Genomic DNA, 14,783 nt, shown 5'->3' with positions numbered 1-14,783 from the left:
CGACTTTTCTTATTCATAAGCCAATTTTTTCTGCAAGCTCTCTTCACTGAACACCCAGCCGGTGAACGAAGACAACACTTCGTTCGATCCTTCGTCGACGATGACGACGGCGACGAACGGATAGATGTCTTTTGAAAAGTAGCGCAAGTTCGTGAACCGGTACTCGATCATGCCGTTGTGGCGTGTGACCGTGTACGTGTGAATCTTCGAGAACGCCAGGAACGCTTGCAAGTCGGCATTTTTTCGTGCCTCGACGAAATGAAGGTCGTCCTCACCTGGCATCGGTTTGTCACGGAACCGGCCGCATTCAATGACTTCCCCTTTTTTCACTTTGACGGCACCGAGACCATCACGGAAACGGACCGCGACGTGCCAATCATCCCAACCGATTCCTGGGGAGATGAAGAGCTCATGGGCACCGGCGAAGTGACGCGCGACCGTGGCGAGCGCGCGGTTACGCAACTTGAACTGAATCGCATAATAACTGACGACGAGCGCAATGAGCAATGCAAAAATCGGGACAGTCGCCCCTGTGATGAGCCATAATACATATGCTCCGTAATAGGCGGAGAACAAGTACGGATCGAACGTTCCGATGACGCCCCAACCGATCCATTTTTTCGAAAACGGTTGTAGCGCCTGCGTCCCATAGGCGTTAAACAAATCGACGGTAACATGGAGCAACACGGCGATTTGGGCCATGACCCAGAGCGAAGCGGGGTTGACGCCAAGCACGGTCCCGATGACTGCGCTGACGATGATCGGCCAAGCAAGGAGTGCGGTGATTCCGTGTGAACGACCGCGATGCTGGCGTAAATACGTGCTATTGCCTTTTAATTTGAAGACCGTATCAAAATCCGGAGCGTGCGAGCCGACAAGCGCCGTGGCGGTCATGGCGAGGAAAAGCTGTGCGTCGCCTGACACTTCCGGGCTGAGTGTCGCCATGGCACTTAAACCAAGTCCCATCCCAATGTGAGTAGCTGTATCCAATGTGCTTCAGCACCTCCATCAAATAAACACGTCGTTAACTGATCTCATATATCATACAATATTTCTAAAACGAGGGGAAACGAAATGCTTGATCTTGATAAATTGTTCACAAATTATACTATTCCTGAATTCAATGAAAATTTAGTGACGTGGTTCAATCGAGAAAAACGCGATTTACCTTGGCGCCACAATAAAAATCCATATCGTGTCTGGGTCAGCGAAGTCATGCTACAGCAGACGCGTGTCGATACGGTCATCCCCTATTTCAATCGATTCATGGAGCGATTCCCGACGATGGAGTCGCTCGCTGAGGCCGAACCAGAAGATGTTGTCAAGTATTGGGAAGGGCTCGGGTATTACTCACGTGTTCGCAACCTTCATCAAGCGGTCCGCGAAGTCGTCGCCGTTTATGACGGGATTGTCCCGGAAGAGAAAGAGCGGTTCGAAAAGCTAAAAGGGGTCGGACCGTATACGACAGGGGCCGTACTCTCAATCGCCTACAATCAACCGGAACCGGCCGTTGATGGCAACGTCATGCGCGTCATGTCGCGGCAGTTCGGTATTTATGACGACATCGCCCTCCCGAAGACGCGAAAGCTGTTCGAACGAGTCGTCCGGCGCTTGATGGACCCGAGCCATGCCTCTGATTTTAATGAAGGCGTTATGGAACTCGGGGCGACGGTATGCACGCCGAAAAACCCGATGTGTTCGCTTTGCCCCGTCCAAGAGCACTGCTATGCTTACACCCATAACGTGCAAGAGGAACTCCCTGTCAAAACGAAAAAAGGGGCGTCCCGAATTGAGATGTATGACGCACTCTATTGCCGCCGCGATGGGAAGACAGCTTATGTCAAACGACCGGACGCGGGTCTGCTCGCCGGAATGTGGCAATACCCGCTTACAGAACGTGGAACAGGGGAACAGGTAAACGGAACCTATGTGGGACAAGTGAAGCATGTTTTCTCGCACATCGTTTGGTATTTAGATTTGTACGTCGTCGAGACGCTACCGGAAGGGGATTGGGTCTGGCTCGACGGGGAAGAGCGGGCCAAGTTGACGGTGTCGGTCGCGCAACAAAAATTAGAACAGATGGCAGGTGTAGACGATGAGACAGTTCGACGTAACGACGACGTTTGAGACGTCATCGGAGCAACTATGGGCGTTGCTGCAAGACGCATCGCTCTTATCAAAACTGACGTCATTCCCGAAAGTGACGCTCGTAGGGGACGGGGCCTCGGTTGAAGGGAACGTCGTCCAACTCCGCATCGGAATCGGTCCGGTCTCTTTGCCTTGGAATAGCGTCATCACGTTGGCTGGAGACCGTGCCTTTTGTGATCAAGGCGTGAAGCTACCGTTTCCGTTCAAACGATTTTGCCACGTCCATCGCGTCGAGACACGTGAGGGGCGGGCGGTCATGATCGATGAAGTCACGTTCGACAGTTATCTTCCGAACGTGCTCGTCGAACGTTTCGTGCTGCGCTCGATGTTCAAGTCACGCGCTACTGCTTTCCAAAACATACTAAATTCCTGAAAATAAGAGATTTCCTTTTTCATTGGTTCTGAAAGTCGCTATAATTAAATATGAGAATTGTATAGCATCATAGCGGAAAGGAGGAGCTTATGAGCTTATTTCCCAAAGCAGGTAGCAAGATCGAGATACAGAGCTACAAGCACAACGGAACTTTGCATCGCGTTTGGGAAGAAACGCTCGTCCTTCAGTCGTCAAAAACGGATATGATCGGATTCAATGACCGTATCATGGTCAGCGAGTCAGACGGCCGGCAATGGAGAACGCGAGAGCCGGCAATTTGCTACTTTTCATCTGAGTTTTGGTTCAATGTCATCTGTATGATTCGCGAAGATGGGATTTACTATTACTGTAATCTAGGTTCGCCGACGACGTTTGATGGCAACGAACGCGCCATCAAGTACATCGACTACGATTTGGACATCAAGGTGTTCCCAGATATGTCGTACACGATTTTAGATGAGGATGAATACGAGCGGCATCGTCGCGAGATGAATTATCCGAAAGCGATTGATCGAATCTTGAAACAGAACGTTCAAGAACTTATCAACTGGATTCGAGGACGGAAAGGGCCGTTCAACCCAACATTCGTCGATGAATGGTATCGCGAATACGAAGCACGTTACCGGAGATGATTGTTCATCTCCGCTTTTTTTCTTGAAGGAGGAACTATGGGCAGTATTAAACGTTATTTGCAATTTGTTAAACCGTATAAGAAACAGATTGCGCTCACCATCTTCGTCGGAATCTTGAAATTTTCGATTCCGCTCGGATTACCGTTACTTTATAAATATGTCATTGATACTTATTTGACAGATCCAGACCCGGCGGCCGATTACACCGAGCTCGTCTGGCTGTTCAGCATCGTCTTCTTCATCTTTCTCGTCTTGAAACCGCCGATTGAATATTTACGTCAATATTTGGCACAATGGGCGGCAACGCGAATCTTATTCGATGTCCGGAACCGTTTGTTCGACCACGTGCAGAAGCTATCGCTCCGTTATTATTCGAACAACAAGACCGGGCAAATCATCTCCCGCATCATCAACGACGTCGAGCAGACGAAAGACTTCGTCATCACCGGCCTCATGAACATTTGGCTCGATATGGTGACGATTTTAATCGCCATCGCCATCATGTATACGATCGACCCACAACTGACGCTCATCGCGATTTTGCCGCTCCCGTTCTATGCGATTGCTGTCCGTTACTTTTACGGTCGCCTGCGTCGTTTGACACGTGAACGTTCGGCCGCACTCGCCGATTTGCAAGGTCATTTGACGGAACGGGTGAACGGCATGGCCGTCATCCGCAGCTTCGCCCTCGAACCGTATGAGAACAAGGCGTTCGAACAACAGAACGGTGGCTTCTTGAAAGCGGCGCTTCGACACACGGGTTGGAACGCGAAGACGTATGTCGTCGTCTCGACGATTACGGACATCGCCCCGATTTTGATTTTCACGACGGCCTCATGGCTCGTCTTGCAAGATCAAGTCTCACTCGGGACGCTCGTCGCGTTCATCGCATATATCGATCGGTTGTATGCACCGCTCGGCCGACTCGTCAACTCGGCGACGACGCTCACGCAGTCGGTCGCGTCGATGGACCGGGTGTTCGAGTTCCTCGATGAACCGTATGACATCGAAGAGAAAAGAGGCGCATTCGTGCCGGTCCAGACGGCCGGTAAAATCGAGCTCGACCGTGTCGGGTTCGCCTATGAGAAGGAAGGCACACGTGCCCTTCATGACGTGAGCCTATCGATTCGGGAAGGGGAACGGGTCGCCTTCGTCGGTATGTCCGGCGGTGGGAAGTCGACGCTCGTCAGTTTGATCCCGCGCTTCTATGACGTCACGGATGGGAGCATCAAAATCGACGGTGTCGACGTGCGGGACTTCAAACTGCGCGCGCTCCGCGATCAAATCGGTATGGTCATGCAAGACTCTGTGCTCTTTAGCGAGTCGGTCGCGATGAACATCCGGATGGGGAATCCGGAAGCGTCAGACGAGGACGTCATCGCCGCCGCGAAAGCAGCGAACGCGCACGAGTTCATCTCGAACTTGCCGAACGGGTATGATACACCAGTCGGGGAGAAAGGCGTGAAACTGTCAGGCGGTCAAAAGCAACGCCTCGCCATCGCCCGCGTCTTCTTGAAACACCCGCCGATCATCATCCTCGATGAAGCGACGAGTGCACTCGACCTCGAGAGTGAGGCGATGATTCAAGACTCGCTCGCGCGCTTGACGAGAGGGCGGACGACGTTAATCGTCGCGCACCGCTTGTCTACAATCACGGACGCCGACAAAATCGTCGTCGTCGACAATGGACGAATCATGGAGACCGGGACGCATGAAGAATTGATGCGTCGACGGGGTGCCTACTACGACCTGTATATGATTCAAGACTTAGCTGTCGTCGAATAAGGCTTCGAGTTCTAAACTCGAAGTCTGGCTGTTGACGAATCTATTCGTAAAAAGCGAATGGGTTCGTCTTTTTTTGTGTTCAACGAGCTTGATCTGTTCACCCCGACTCGGAATGGATGACGTACGATGTCGACGGTCGTTTCGGCCATCGTGGCGACAGAAAAAAATGGCCGCCAGACGGCGACCGTTTGTGTTGATCTTCCGACGGCGCCCCGACTCCGACAGGAACGCAATCCAACGGAGACCCAGCAGCGACGAAAGTCGCGATGCGGCTCCGGGATTGCCTGCGGAAAGCGTGGGCGCCGGAAGGACGAGCGATTCGATTGATGTTAGTCAACAAGCTGGCTTCGAGTTCTAAACTCGAAGTCTTTTTTTTGTTTTTCGTTCGTGCGAGACGGGAATGAGGTAACGACATGAAAAGGGGGACGATTCAATGATGAACGGGGAAGGATTGATTCAAGTTCGGCCGCTCAATGAAGGGATTGAATTAACGTGGTCACTCGAAGGGGAAGTACACGTCGTTCGAAATGGCACGGACGTTTACGAAGGAACCGAGCACCATTATGTGGACCTTGAAACAAAAGTCGGCGAACAAGTGGCCTATCAGTTGACGTTTGCGTCAGGGGAAGAGGCGTGCGTCTACACGGCGGCCGTCAACCCGAAAGACGACGTATATTGGAACCGACATTTGACCGCGGCTGTCGTAACCGATGCAGGCACCTACTTGCATTGGGATCCGATACCAGACGTGGAGTCGTATGCGATTTATCGCCAAGGGCGCCGCGTCGCGGAAGTGAGCGGGTCCGGATATATCGATGATACACCGTTACACGAGCCGACGTTTTATGAAGTACGGGCATTGCGTCCGGTGAAACATTCCCGCAAGCCCGGTACGCAGTTGATTGATTTTGTCGGGAAGGCGATGACGCTCGGGAAAGAACATACGCTCTCGACGAGACGGGATAGCGAGCTGTATGTCATGTACTTTATGGTCAGTCCGTCGACTCCGGAAACCATAGAAGTGAGCGACGTGCAGTTACGTGTCCAGCCGTTCATAAAACCGCCAATTTTAAAGAATCCGAACGTGTTCTCCCCGCATCCTTACTTTGAGGGGGATGGTCGCTCATACAATGTTTACGCTGAAGATTATCGAACGCGAACCGAAGTCATGGTCGAACAGTTGCGTGACGTGCCATTCGTCTCGATTAAGAAAGATGCGAACGTGACGAGAGGCTATACGAAACATCATAAATTGACGGGAGAAGACGTGGCTTCCGTCGATCAAGTCTATTTAGAAGATGTCTCCATCGAGCCCGGAGAAGTGACGTATCGTCTTAAACATTCAGTCGGCAATCCGCTCGTGATTGCACCGGACATTAAGTATACGATTGTCGCACATCTGAAAAATCGACCGACGTTCAAGTTGTCTGGTGAGCATACACAGTCTCCCCACCATGAGATTTATCTTCGCATGGGAGAGGCGCCGTGGATCACCATTCACCGAGCCGACGATTTGGGCGTCAGCTTTATGGCTCAGCCTTTACCGTACTGTCACTGGACATACCTCACGTGTATGCAATAAGAAAACCCGCCACCTTCAAGAGGTTGGCGGGTTTGTCTGTTGATCGAGGAACCGACTCCGTTCTTCTGGTGTCGGAAGTTTACACGTCTCTTTCATTCCGAACCATTTGTAGCGATTTTTGGCAATGACGTCGTATCCGAAATCGCGAAGCGGTCTCGGTACGATACGGATGAGCCCGAGCCAACGCCATCCCCCATCCAACCCTTCTGCAATCCGGATGGCCGCATCTGACTTGAGATAAGGGACACCATCTTTCAAAAGCACGATACTATCGATGGCTTCTGGAATCCGGTGCCGGGTCCGTAACGCTTTTCCGGCTTCGCCTTGAAGCGATGCAAAATGAAAGTGACCTTTCGTGTCACGATTCAGAATGAATTGGACACTCGCATCACAAAAATTGCAGTCCCCGTCGAACAATACGATTGCTGGCATAAACATCGCCTCCTTCACTCTTCGTAGTTACCGCTCAAGCAAAAGGTTAAACGTCATGCCGCCAGTTGTCGGGTCGACGCCATCTTGTAGAGAGACAAGTAATACAAATATCCTCCAAGCGCGCCGAAAGCGAAGATGTAGCCGCTCATGAAGACCGGTCCGATGAACGCACCGACGACGATGCCGGCAGCGGCCACGAGTTTGGCCCCGTGGAACGTCAATCCGCCGAACGCCAAATATGAGGCCCGCCGTTCCGGGTCGAGCAAATCGACTTGCTTCACTTGGCGAATAGGAGAATAAAGGAGTTCCCCGACCGTGAAGACGACGGCGAGGACGGCCAAGACGAAAAATGAGCTCATTGACGTGATTGCCGCGAATGCGGTGACGTATAACGCGAGACCGATAAAGAACACGTGTTTCTCGCGGAAACGTTTGACGAAGGCGGTGACGGCGAACGTGATTGCGACGACGAGGAGCGTGTTCTCGAGTTGCATGAACGCCATCATCCGCACCCCGTCAAATGGGACACCGACAATCGTTCGTTCTTGAAACGTCTCGGCGAGGTGAACACCGATATAGTTCGCCATATGGAACTCGGTCGAGAAGACGAGCATGCTGCCGAGGACAAACAGCATCCAACGCCGGTCGGCGAGGGCGATCCGGTAGTTCGTGATGACTCCGACGATCGGGTTCGCCGGTGTGGCGCGGTTACCGGTATACGAATCGACGAGATACCGCTGCAGGACGAGTGTCGTGATGAGTAAGACGAGCGTCATCCCGACGAATAAGGCGAAGCGATGATCGCGATAGAACAACCCGCCGAGCATGACCCCGCCTGCGATGGCCAAGTTGACAAGCCAGTAGTCATACACGTAAATCGCTTTTCGATTCGATTCTTCCATCGAGTCGATAACGATCGCCTCGAGCGCCGGATAGTTCAATCCGTTTGAAATCGCATGACCGAAGTAAAGGACGGCGACGGCGAGTGCCCAGTTGTTCGAGGGGTGAATCGCGACCGTCATGCCGATGAAGCATAAAATTTGAACGACTTGCCCGATTTGCAAGACGTGTTTTCGATTGAACCGGTCCGAGAAGTACCCACCGAACAAGCCGGTGACGTACCCGACGATGACAAAAGATGTCATGATGATCCCGGCGGCGATTTTGCCGAGTTCTGCTGAAAAGTATAAAGCCATGAAGGGGAAGATAGCCGAACCGACGATGCGGATAAAAAAGCCGCAGACGAGCCGGAGTCGGACGTTTGTAGGAAAATCTTTAAATTTCATGTGAGCACCTCCTTGCACCTACTTTAAACGTGGACTACACTTGGAAAAAAGAGACAAATAAAGTGGAGATGTCCACTTTTAAGGGGGAGTCCGATGAATCCGAAGCTTGTTTCCATCTATCGCTATGCCATCGAGCGGGACCGAGAGGACGTGACGTTACGCGAAGCGGTCAACGCCACGGGGTATAGTGAAAAACAAATCAAGCGAGACGTGAACGTGTGGGCGCAGTCCGGATGGGTCGAGTATCGCCCGGGCCGGGGCAGGGGGCACGAGTCCGTCATTCAGTTCGCGCCGTCGTTTAATCAGGTGTTGACGACTTGGGTAGATACGACGTTCGCCCGCATCACGATGGCCGAGGCGGCAAAATGGCTAGAGTGGGAATGGCCGCCGCTGTTGCGAGAGAAAATCCAGGCTCACATCTGGGGGCGATTCGGCTTCGAACAGACGGAAGAGGATCGTTTCATCTTCCCGCGAACGAGAGCGCTCGCCTCGCTCGACCCGCTCGATATCCACATCGCGATGGAGGCGTCGCTCGCCCGCCACCTGTTCGACCGGTTGTTCGAATGGGACGGGAATGTCATCCGACCATCGCTCGCCCATCATATAGAAGCAACACGTTTCGGTTTTCGCTTATATATCCGAAAAGGGGTACTGTTCCATAACGGGATGTCGCTCTCGGCGAATGAGATCGTCTACTCGCTCAACCGATTGTTGCGATACGGGAAACAACGGTGGCTGTTCGCGCCAATCGAGCGAGTCGATTCACCGGCTCCTTTTATCGTCGACATCTATACATCTGCGCACGGTGGTTACATCGAGCGGCTCTTAGCGCAGACGCCCGCCTCGATTTCGTATAAAGGGTTTGAGGGGACGGTCGGGACAGGGCCGTTCAAACTCGAACGTGTGTCCGAAGACGTCACGCGTTTCCAAGCGTTCGAACGGGGCTTGCGTCCGCGGCCGTCGTTGGATGTCGTCGAGTTCGTGACGTTCTCGGAGGCGGACCACGCCGAATGGAGCATGCGAGACGACCATCGCCTCGTGAAATGGGTCGCCGAAGCTGGGGCGCGTTACGCCGTCTTCAACATGAGGCATTCTTGGTTGAAGGACGCCCCGGACGTTCGGCGAGCGATTCTCCGTACCATCGACAAAACGGCACTCGTCGCATTAGGCGGAGAGCGGCATCAAGTCGCCCATGGCTTTTTCCCAGAAGCGAGTCAAGAAGTGAAGCGAGAAGCGGAAGACCGCATCGATGTGCGTCCGATCCGTCTCTTGCATTTGCCTTACGCGACGGCGACGGAAGACGCCAACTTGATTGCACAACAATTGACGTTTGCGGGTTTCACCGTGGAGACAGAAGTGTATACGTTGTCCGTCTTGTTCGAGGAAGAGACGCTCCGGCGCGCCGACATCATCCTTTGTGGCGAGATGATGAATGAAGACCGCGACTTGGCGTTTCTGGCGTTCATGACGAGCGAGTTATCGCTTGTCGGGAAGTTGCTCGGTGAAGACGCGACGCTTCGGACGATGATGGACCGATATCATCAAGTCGATTTGGACGTCTGGCCGCACCTTCATCGTGAAGTCGAACGTTACGTGACCGAGCAAGCGTACGTCGTCCCGCTTTATCATGTGGCCCGCGAACGACGATTCCCGAGTTTCCTCGGCGATGTGCCGATCGACATCTATGGTCATCCGCGCTACGAGCAGCTTTGGATTCGACCATCGCTATAAAGAAACGGAGATGCCGCGGCATCTCCGTTTCTTTATAGTTCGGCGAACGCGCGGTTGACCGCGGCGATCGTCTCGTCGATATCTTGTTCCGTATGTTCTGTCGTCAAGAACCAGGCCTCGTATTTCGAAGGGGCCAGGTTGACGCCATTCTCGAGCATGAGCTTGAAGAAACGGCCGAACACTTCGCCGTCCGACTTTTCGGCACCGTCATAGTCGGTGACGATTTCGTCTGTGAAGTAGACCGTGAGCGCCCCTTTCAAGCGGTTGAGGGTGATCGTCACACCGTGTGTGTTTGCCGCCTCGCGAATTCCGGCCTCGAGCCGGGCGCCGAGGGCGTCGAGTTTCTCATAGACGCCCGGCTGTTCCAACACTTCAAGGCAGGCGATCCCGGTCGCCATCGAAGCAGGGTTTCCGGCCATCGTCCCGGCTTGGTACGCAGGGCCGAGCGGCGCGACGGTCTCCATGATTTCAGCTTTCCCGCCATAAGCACCGATTGGCAATCCGCCACCGATCACTTTTCCGAGTGCCGTCATGTCTGGCTCAATGCCGTACACTTGTTGCGCGCTACCGTATGTGAAGCGGAACGCCGTGATGACCTCATCATAGATGACGAGGGCGCCATGTTCATGGGTGATGTCGTTGACGGCTTGGAGGAAACCTGGTTTTGGTTCTACGATGCCGAAGTTCCCGACGATCGGCTCGACGAGGACGCAAGCGACTTGTTCGCCCCATTCGTTCATCATGTTACGGAACGCCTCGACGTCATTGAACGGGACGGTGATGACTTCTTTGGCGGTCGCACGTGTGACACCGGCAGAATCTGGTGAGCCGAGTGTCGCCGGACCGCTTCCTGCGGCGATGAGCATCAAGTCTGAGTGGCCATGGTAGCAACCGCTGAACTTGACGACGAGTTCGCGTCCGGTGTAGGCACGGGAAACCCGGATCGTCGTCATGACGGCTTCCGTCCCGGAGTTGGTGAACCGGACTTTATCCATCGATGGGATGGCAGCTTTCAATTTCTTCGCAAAATCGACTTCAAGGGCGTGGGGTGTCCCGTAAAGCAGTCCTTTTGACGACGCCTCCATCAAGGCGCGATGAATGTGCGGGTGGGCGTGACCGGTGATGATTGGACCGTAAGCCGCTAAATAGTCGATATAGCGATTGCCATCCACATCATAAAAATATGCCCCTTCCCCGCGCTCCATATAGACGGGAGCGCCGCCGCCAATGGCCTTAAACGAGCGTGAAGGACTGTTGACGCCACCGACGATGTGGGTCTGTGCCTCTTCGTACAAGACGTCTGACTGTTTCCGGGTAGATGATGTTGACATATGTATTGCCTCCTTTTACAAATTCGCACTTATTGTATCATAGCCGTCAACCGCTTAAGCTCGACGTTTGACGACTGCTTTAGAAATCAGTACACTATTTATAAAGATTACTATGTAAGAAATAGGTTAATTCTAACTAACATTTCGCATGAATTCTAATAGAAGAAATGAGGGATTGACGTGGGAAGCGAGATGCTTGACCATGCTGTTCAGTCGCTCCGAGAACATGGAGTCAGAATGACGCCTCAGCGCCAGGCCATTTTGGAGTACCTCGTCACGGAGCACAGTCATCCGACGGCGGATGATATTTACAAGGCGCTATCGGGACGTTTTCCGAACATGAGTGTCGCCACGGTATATAATAACTTGCGCGTCTTCAAAGAGATTGGACTCGTTCAAGAAATGAACTATGGAGATGCCTCGAGCCGATTTGATTTCGTCACTTCGCGTCACTATCACATTATCTGTGATACGTGCGGAAAAGTCGTCGACTTCAACTACCCGGTACTCGATGAGATTGAAGCGGTCGCTTCTCAGTTGACCGGCTTCAAAGTCGATCGTCACCGTCTTGAAGTGTACGGGACATGTCCGACGTGCCAGGCTGAACAAACGCATACACATTAAAAAACACATCCGACACGCGGATGTGTTTTTTAATCGTGTTGCCCGGATTGGCGTTTGTTATACTTTTCGTCAAACTCTTTTCCTTCTAATGAGCGATCAATCGTCAATGGCTCGTCGCAATGCATACATAAATCGACGCGGCCGAGCATCTTTGTCTCTCTCTCACAATTCGGGCACGTGACGATGATTGCTTTCGTCGATGCCATTCCGATGATGAAGTAAAGGGCAGAACTCGATAACACCATCAAGAAACCGAGTAACATGAAAATAATCATCAGCCACGTGATGTTCTTCGCGAGCAACCCGAGGTACATGACACCGATTCCGCCGAAGATGAGCAATAGCGCGACGTTCCGAGCTCGGTTGATTTTATTCCCCCGTTTTTTCATTCCACAATCCCTCCATGTCTGCCTTTACTATATCTTATCTATCGAGCGGTGAGAAGTTCGTGCGTTCAATGGCAGGAGAATTTTATAAACAAGGCGAATCAATTTCGTAGCAGAGTAGATACTTGTGTGGACGAAGTGTTCACAATGAGAAAGAAGGGGTCAAGGTGACGATGGAATACGCCACACGAACGATTTATTCAGAATATGCAGCCTTGAAAACAACGCTCGGGATTATCGAGGTGAAGAAAAAGCGACCGAGAGATCCGTTGACTGATCAATCGGATCGGCTGTTGATTGTTATCGAGGCGAAAGACGATCCGTTTTGGACGGTGAAACACTATCAAATCGGGCAAGAAAAAATTGTCCTTCACGTTGTGAGCGATTCGATGATGGATCGCTGGATTGTCTTGAATGAAAATCGACGTGCCATTCATTGGATAGAGGACGGTATGGTGTTATTTGAGAGAAATGAATTCTTACTAGAACTTCGGCAGCGATTGCGCAACTTCTCAAATGAAGAACAACGTCTCCAACTCTCGCTTGCGTTCGCGAAACTGCTCAGACGGTTCGAAGACGGCCGCAGTTTGTTTTTACAAGGAGAATATCAAGACGCATTCACGCAAATCCATCATGCCTTGACGCACTTGGCGCGGTTGTCGATTTTAGAGGCCGGCATTCATCCGGAGATTATCTTATGGAAACAAGTCCGAAAATTAGATTTAGAAGTGTATAAGCTACACGAAGAGCTTGTGAGCGGGGGCGAAGAGCTCGAACAGCGCATTCATCTCGTTATCATTGGGATGGAGCACTTGATTCAATCGAAAGTGTTGCCGGGAACACTGTTGTTGCTTCAAGTCATGCAACGACAAGAAGAACCATGGTCATTCTCAGAACTAATGGAACACCCGGACTTGCAAGAGTTACGTGTCGATTTAGGGAGCATCATTAGTTTCCTTGTCCGGAAAGGCTATGTCCGGGCAGTTGCGCGTCCGACGAAGGGCGTCGGGGTTGAAGCAATCGCGTATGAAATTTCTTAAGAATAGAATGAGAATGGGGATTGTATGATTGATGAAAGTGATAAAGTTTCTATTAAGTAGTGTATCCATCATCGTTGCGACTGTTTTTTTAACTTTCGTGGTCGCGATATTTACTATGGGAGACCCGATTGCGGGAGGGCGTCCAATCATATGGACGCTTTGGTTTGTCGCCGCACTGGCGATTGTGATCATTGCGCTATATGATTTCTCAAAACTCTCCAAACAAAACTTAAAACGCGTCGGCTTGGTTGGAACGGTCATCGCGGTCGTCTTGTTCGCATCCGTCAAAGGCTATTATGTATATACGGCGGGGCTGCGAATTGAAGAGCGGGGCGTGGAGCTACAAGACTACCGTCCATTTAAACCGGAATCCAATTTAGCAAAACTGGATGCGCCGGCTTCCTTTAAGGTCGAGGAAGAACTACCTCGTCTCGATGGGGCGACAGCGCTCTACCCACTCTATGCTTCTTTTGTCGAGGCGACCTATCCACAAGGAGACTATGACCCGTACGATATCGAGTGGGGGAACAGTGCGGTCGTCTCAACGACAACGGGTGAAGCGTATGAACGATTGATTAATGGGAAAACGGATATCATTTTTGTCGCCGGCCCTTCAGATCAACAAATCGCCGCAGCGGAACGAAAAGGTGTCGCGTTCAACATGACACCAATTGGACGTGAGGCGTTCATCTTCTTTGTCCATGAAGACAATCCGGTCGACTCACTTGAATTAGAAGAGATTCAGCAAATCTATTCAGGGGATATTCGGAATTGGCAAGAAGTCGGTGGTAAGAATGACTCGATTCGTGCGTTTCAGCGGCCGGAAGGAAGCGGAAGTCAGACTGCTTTGCAGCGAATGATGGGTGAACGGAAATTGATGGACGCCCCGGTCGAGGATGTCCCGGAAGGTATGGGTGGCATCATCGAACAGACGGCCGCTTACCAAAACCATAAAAATGCGATTGGCTTCTCTTTCCGCTTCTATGCGACCGAGATGATTGAAGACCATGACATTAAACTGGTTCAAGTGAATGGTGTGGCTCCGACGGTTGAAACGATTGCCGATGGGACGTATCCGATTACGTCGGAGTTTTATGCGATCACGACTGAGGATCGTTATGAAGAGTTCAAGCCTTTCCTAGACTGGATGGGTTCGGAAGAAGGGCAGACGCTCGTAGAGAGAACAGGGTATGTTCCACTCGCTAAAGACTAATGGGTTGGGCCTCGAGAGACGAGGCTCAACTTTTTTTATTTATTTATGAATTTTCTATTGACGATGTGGGAATTAGAGATTATAGTTATAAACGTTGTCACGGCAAAAGATTATTTCAGAAAAACAATTTGTGAAAAAAGTTGTTGACTGGGAGAACGACGACGTGATAGATTAATAAAGTCGCCAAGCGCGACAGACGAACTTTGAAAACTGAACGATG

14 protein-coding genes are annotated in these 14,783 nt (G+C 51.7%); 9 read left to right on the top strand and 5 right to left on the bottom strand.

Annotation, left to right across the window (positions count from 1 at the left end; all coding sequences use genetic code 11):
* Positions 1 to 9 precede the first annotated feature (9 nt).
* Complete coding sequence (locus RT52_RS05500) at positions 10 to 990, bottom strand: metal-dependent hydrolase (RefSeq protein WP_034815708.1); 981 nt, start codon at positions 988 to 990, stop codon at positions 10 to 12.
* 84 nt (positions 991 to 1,074) lie between these two features.
* On the opposite strand from RT52_RS05500, the gene mutY reads away from it, so the two are divergent.
* The 5 genes from mutY (at position 1,075) to RT52_RS05475 (ending at position 6,520) form a co-directional block, all read left to right on the top strand.
* Complete coding sequence (gene mutY, locus RT52_RS05495; RefSeq protein WP_034815704.1) at positions 1,075 to 2,127, top strand: A/G-specific adenine glycosylase; 1,053 nt, start codon at positions 1,075 to 1,077, stop codon at positions 2,125 to 2,127.
* Positions 2,096 to 2,521, top strand: a complete 426-nt coding sequence (locus RT52_RS05490) for a hypothetical protein (protein WP_034815702.1) — start codon at positions 2,096 to 2,098, stop codon at positions 2,519 to 2,521. The genes mutY and RT52_RS05490 overlap by 32 nt, the downstream gene beginning before the upstream one ends.
* An 89-nt stretch (positions 2,522 to 2,610) precedes the next feature.
* A complete protein-coding gene (gene ntdP, locus RT52_RS05485) occupies positions 2,611 to 3,153 on the top strand; it encodes a nucleoside tri-diphosphate phosphatase (protein ID WP_034805392.1) in 543 nt (180 codons plus the stop codon).
* A gap of 36 nt (positions 3,154 to 3,189) precedes the next feature.
* On the top strand, positions 3,190 to 4,938 hold the full coding sequence (locus tag RT52_RS05480) for an ABC transporter ATP-binding protein (protein WP_034805394.1): 1,749 nt from the start codon (positions 3,190 to 3,192) through the stop codon (positions 4,936 to 4,938).
* Between the two features lie 433 nt (positions 4,939 to 5,371).
* A complete protein-coding gene (locus RT52_RS05475) occupies positions 5,372 to 6,520 on the top strand; it encodes a DUF3238 domain-containing protein (protein WP_034815700.1) in 1,149 nt (382 codons plus the stop codon).
* 15 nt (positions 6,521 to 6,535) lie between these two features.
* Here RT52_RS05475 and RT52_RS05470 read toward each other — a convergent pair whose 3' ends face one another.
* On the bottom strand, positions 6,536 to 6,952 hold the full coding sequence (locus RT52_RS05470; protein ID WP_034815699.1) for a thiol-disulfide oxidoreductase DCC family protein: 417 nt from the start codon (positions 6,950 to 6,952) through the stop codon (positions 6,536 to 6,538).
* A gap of 53 nt (positions 6,953 to 7,005) precedes the next feature.
* Complete coding sequence (locus RT52_RS05465) at positions 7,006 to 8,238, bottom strand: MFS transporter (protein ID WP_034815698.1); 1,233 nt, start codon at positions 8,236 to 8,238, stop codon at positions 7,006 to 7,008.
* 93 nt (positions 8,239 to 8,331) lie between these two features.
* On the opposite strand from RT52_RS05465, the gene RT52_RS05460 reads away from it, so the two are divergent.
* Positions 8,332 to 9,969, top strand: coding sequence for an ABC transporter substrate-binding protein (locus RT52_RS05460; RefSeq protein ID WP_034815696.1), 1,638 nt, complete (start codon positions 8,332 to 8,334; stop codon positions 9,967 to 9,969).
* A 32-nt stretch (positions 9,970 to 10,001) separates the two neighbouring features.
* On the opposite strand, the gene RT52_RS05455 is transcribed toward RT52_RS05460, so the two are convergent.
* Positions 10,002 to 11,300: a glutamate-1-semialdehyde 2,1-aminomutase gene (locus tag RT52_RS05455; RefSeq protein WP_034815695.1), complete on the bottom strand. Its 1,299-nt coding sequence runs from the start codon at positions 11,298 to 11,300 to the stop codon at positions 10,002 to 10,004.
* A gap of 192 nt (positions 11,301 to 11,492) precedes the next feature.
* On the opposite strand from RT52_RS05455, the gene perR reads away from it, so the two are divergent.
* Positions 11,493 to 11,924, top strand: a complete 432-nt coding sequence (gene perR / locus RT52_RS05450) for a peroxide-responsive transcriptional repressor PerR (protein ID WP_167331253.1) — start codon at positions 11,493 to 11,495, stop codon at positions 11,922 to 11,924.
* Between the two features lie 29 nt (positions 11,925 to 11,953).
* Here the strand turns inward: perR and RT52_RS05445 are convergent, their stop codons facing one another.
* Positions 11,954 to 12,313: a YgzB family protein gene (locus tag RT52_RS05445; RefSeq protein ID WP_034815694.1), complete on the bottom strand. Its 360-nt coding sequence runs from the start codon at positions 12,311 to 12,313 to the stop codon at positions 11,954 to 11,956.
* A gap of 170 nt (positions 12,314 to 12,483) precedes the next feature.
* Here RT52_RS05445 and RT52_RS05440 point away from each other — a divergent pair, with 170 nt between their 5' ends.
* Positions 12,484 to 13,350 (top strand): nucleotidyltransferase-like protein, encoded by an 867-nt coding sequence (locus RT52_RS05440; protein WP_034815692.1) that lies wholly within the window; start codon positions 12,484 to 12,486, stop codon positions 13,348 to 13,350.
* A 115-nt stretch (positions 13,351 to 13,465) separates the two neighbouring features.
* On the top strand, positions 13,466 to 14,563 hold the full coding sequence (locus tag RT52_RS05435; protein ID WP_245175470.1) for a PstS family phosphate ABC transporter substrate-binding protein: 1,098 nt from the start codon (positions 13,466 to 13,468) through the stop codon (positions 14,561 to 14,563).
* The last annotated feature ends 220 nt before the right edge of the window (positions 14,564 to 14,783 follow it).

This window comes from Exiguobacterium alkaliphilum 12/1, from assembly GCF_000714435.1.
Classification (GTDB): domain Bacteria; phylum Bacillota; class Bacilli; order Exiguobacteriales; family Exiguobacteriaceae; genus Exiguobacterium; species Exiguobacterium alkaliphilum.
The sequence above is the reverse complement of the archived record's forward strand: the minus strand, read 5'-3'. Positions and strand labels throughout refer to the sequence as shown.

Excerpts from the sequence above, each read along its gene's own strand:
- mutY (WP_034815704.1), top strand. The coding sequence starts at position 1,075 with ATGCTTGATCTTGATAAATTGTTCACAAATTATACTATTCCTGAATTC.
- RT52_RS05490 (WP_034815702.1), top strand. The coding sequence starts at position 2,096 with ATGAGACAGTTCGACGTAACGACGACGTTTGAGACGTCATCGGAGCAA.
- ntdP (WP_034805392.1), top strand. The coding sequence starts at position 2,611 with ATGAGCTTATTTCCCAAAGCAGGTAGCAAGATCGAGATACAGAGCTAC.
- RT52_RS05480 (WP_034805394.1), top strand. The coding sequence starts at position 3,190 with ATGGGCAGTATTAAACGTTATTTGCAATTTGTTAAACCGTATAAGAAA.
- RT52_RS05475 (WP_034815700.1), top strand. The coding sequence starts at position 5,372 with ATGATGAACGGGGAAGGATTGATTCAAGTTCGGCCGCTCAATGAAGGG.
- RT52_RS05470 (WP_034815699.1), bottom strand. The coding sequence starts at position 6,952 with ATGCCAGCAATCGTATTGTTCGACGGGGACTGCAATTTTTGTGATGCG.
- RT52_RS05465 (WP_034815698.1), bottom strand. The coding sequence starts at position 8,238 with ATGAAATTTAAAGATTTTCCTACAAACGTCCGACTCCGGCTCGTCTGC.
- RT52_RS05460 (WP_034815696.1), top strand. The coding sequence starts at position 8,332 with ATGAATCCGAAGCTTGTTTCCATCTATCGCTATGCCATCGAGCGGGAC.
- RT52_RS05455 (WP_034815695.1), bottom strand. The coding sequence starts at position 11,300 with ATGTCAACATCATCTACCCGGAAACAGTCAGACGTCTTGTACGAAGAG.
- perR (WP_167331253.1), top strand. The coding sequence starts at position 11,493 with ATGCTTGACCATGCTGTTCAGTCGCTCCGAGAACATGGAGTCAGAATG.
- RT52_RS05445 (WP_034815694.1), bottom strand. The coding sequence starts at position 12,313 with ATGAAAAAACGGGGGAATAAAATCAACCGAGCTCGGAACGTCGCGCTA.
- RT52_RS05440 (WP_034815692.1), top strand. The coding sequence starts at position 12,484 with ATGGAATACGCCACACGAACGATTTATTCAGAATATGCAGCCTTGAAA.
- RT52_RS05435 (WP_245175470.1), top strand. The coding sequence starts at position 13,466 with ATGGGAGACCCGATTGCGGGAGGGCGTCCAATCATATGGACGCTTTGG.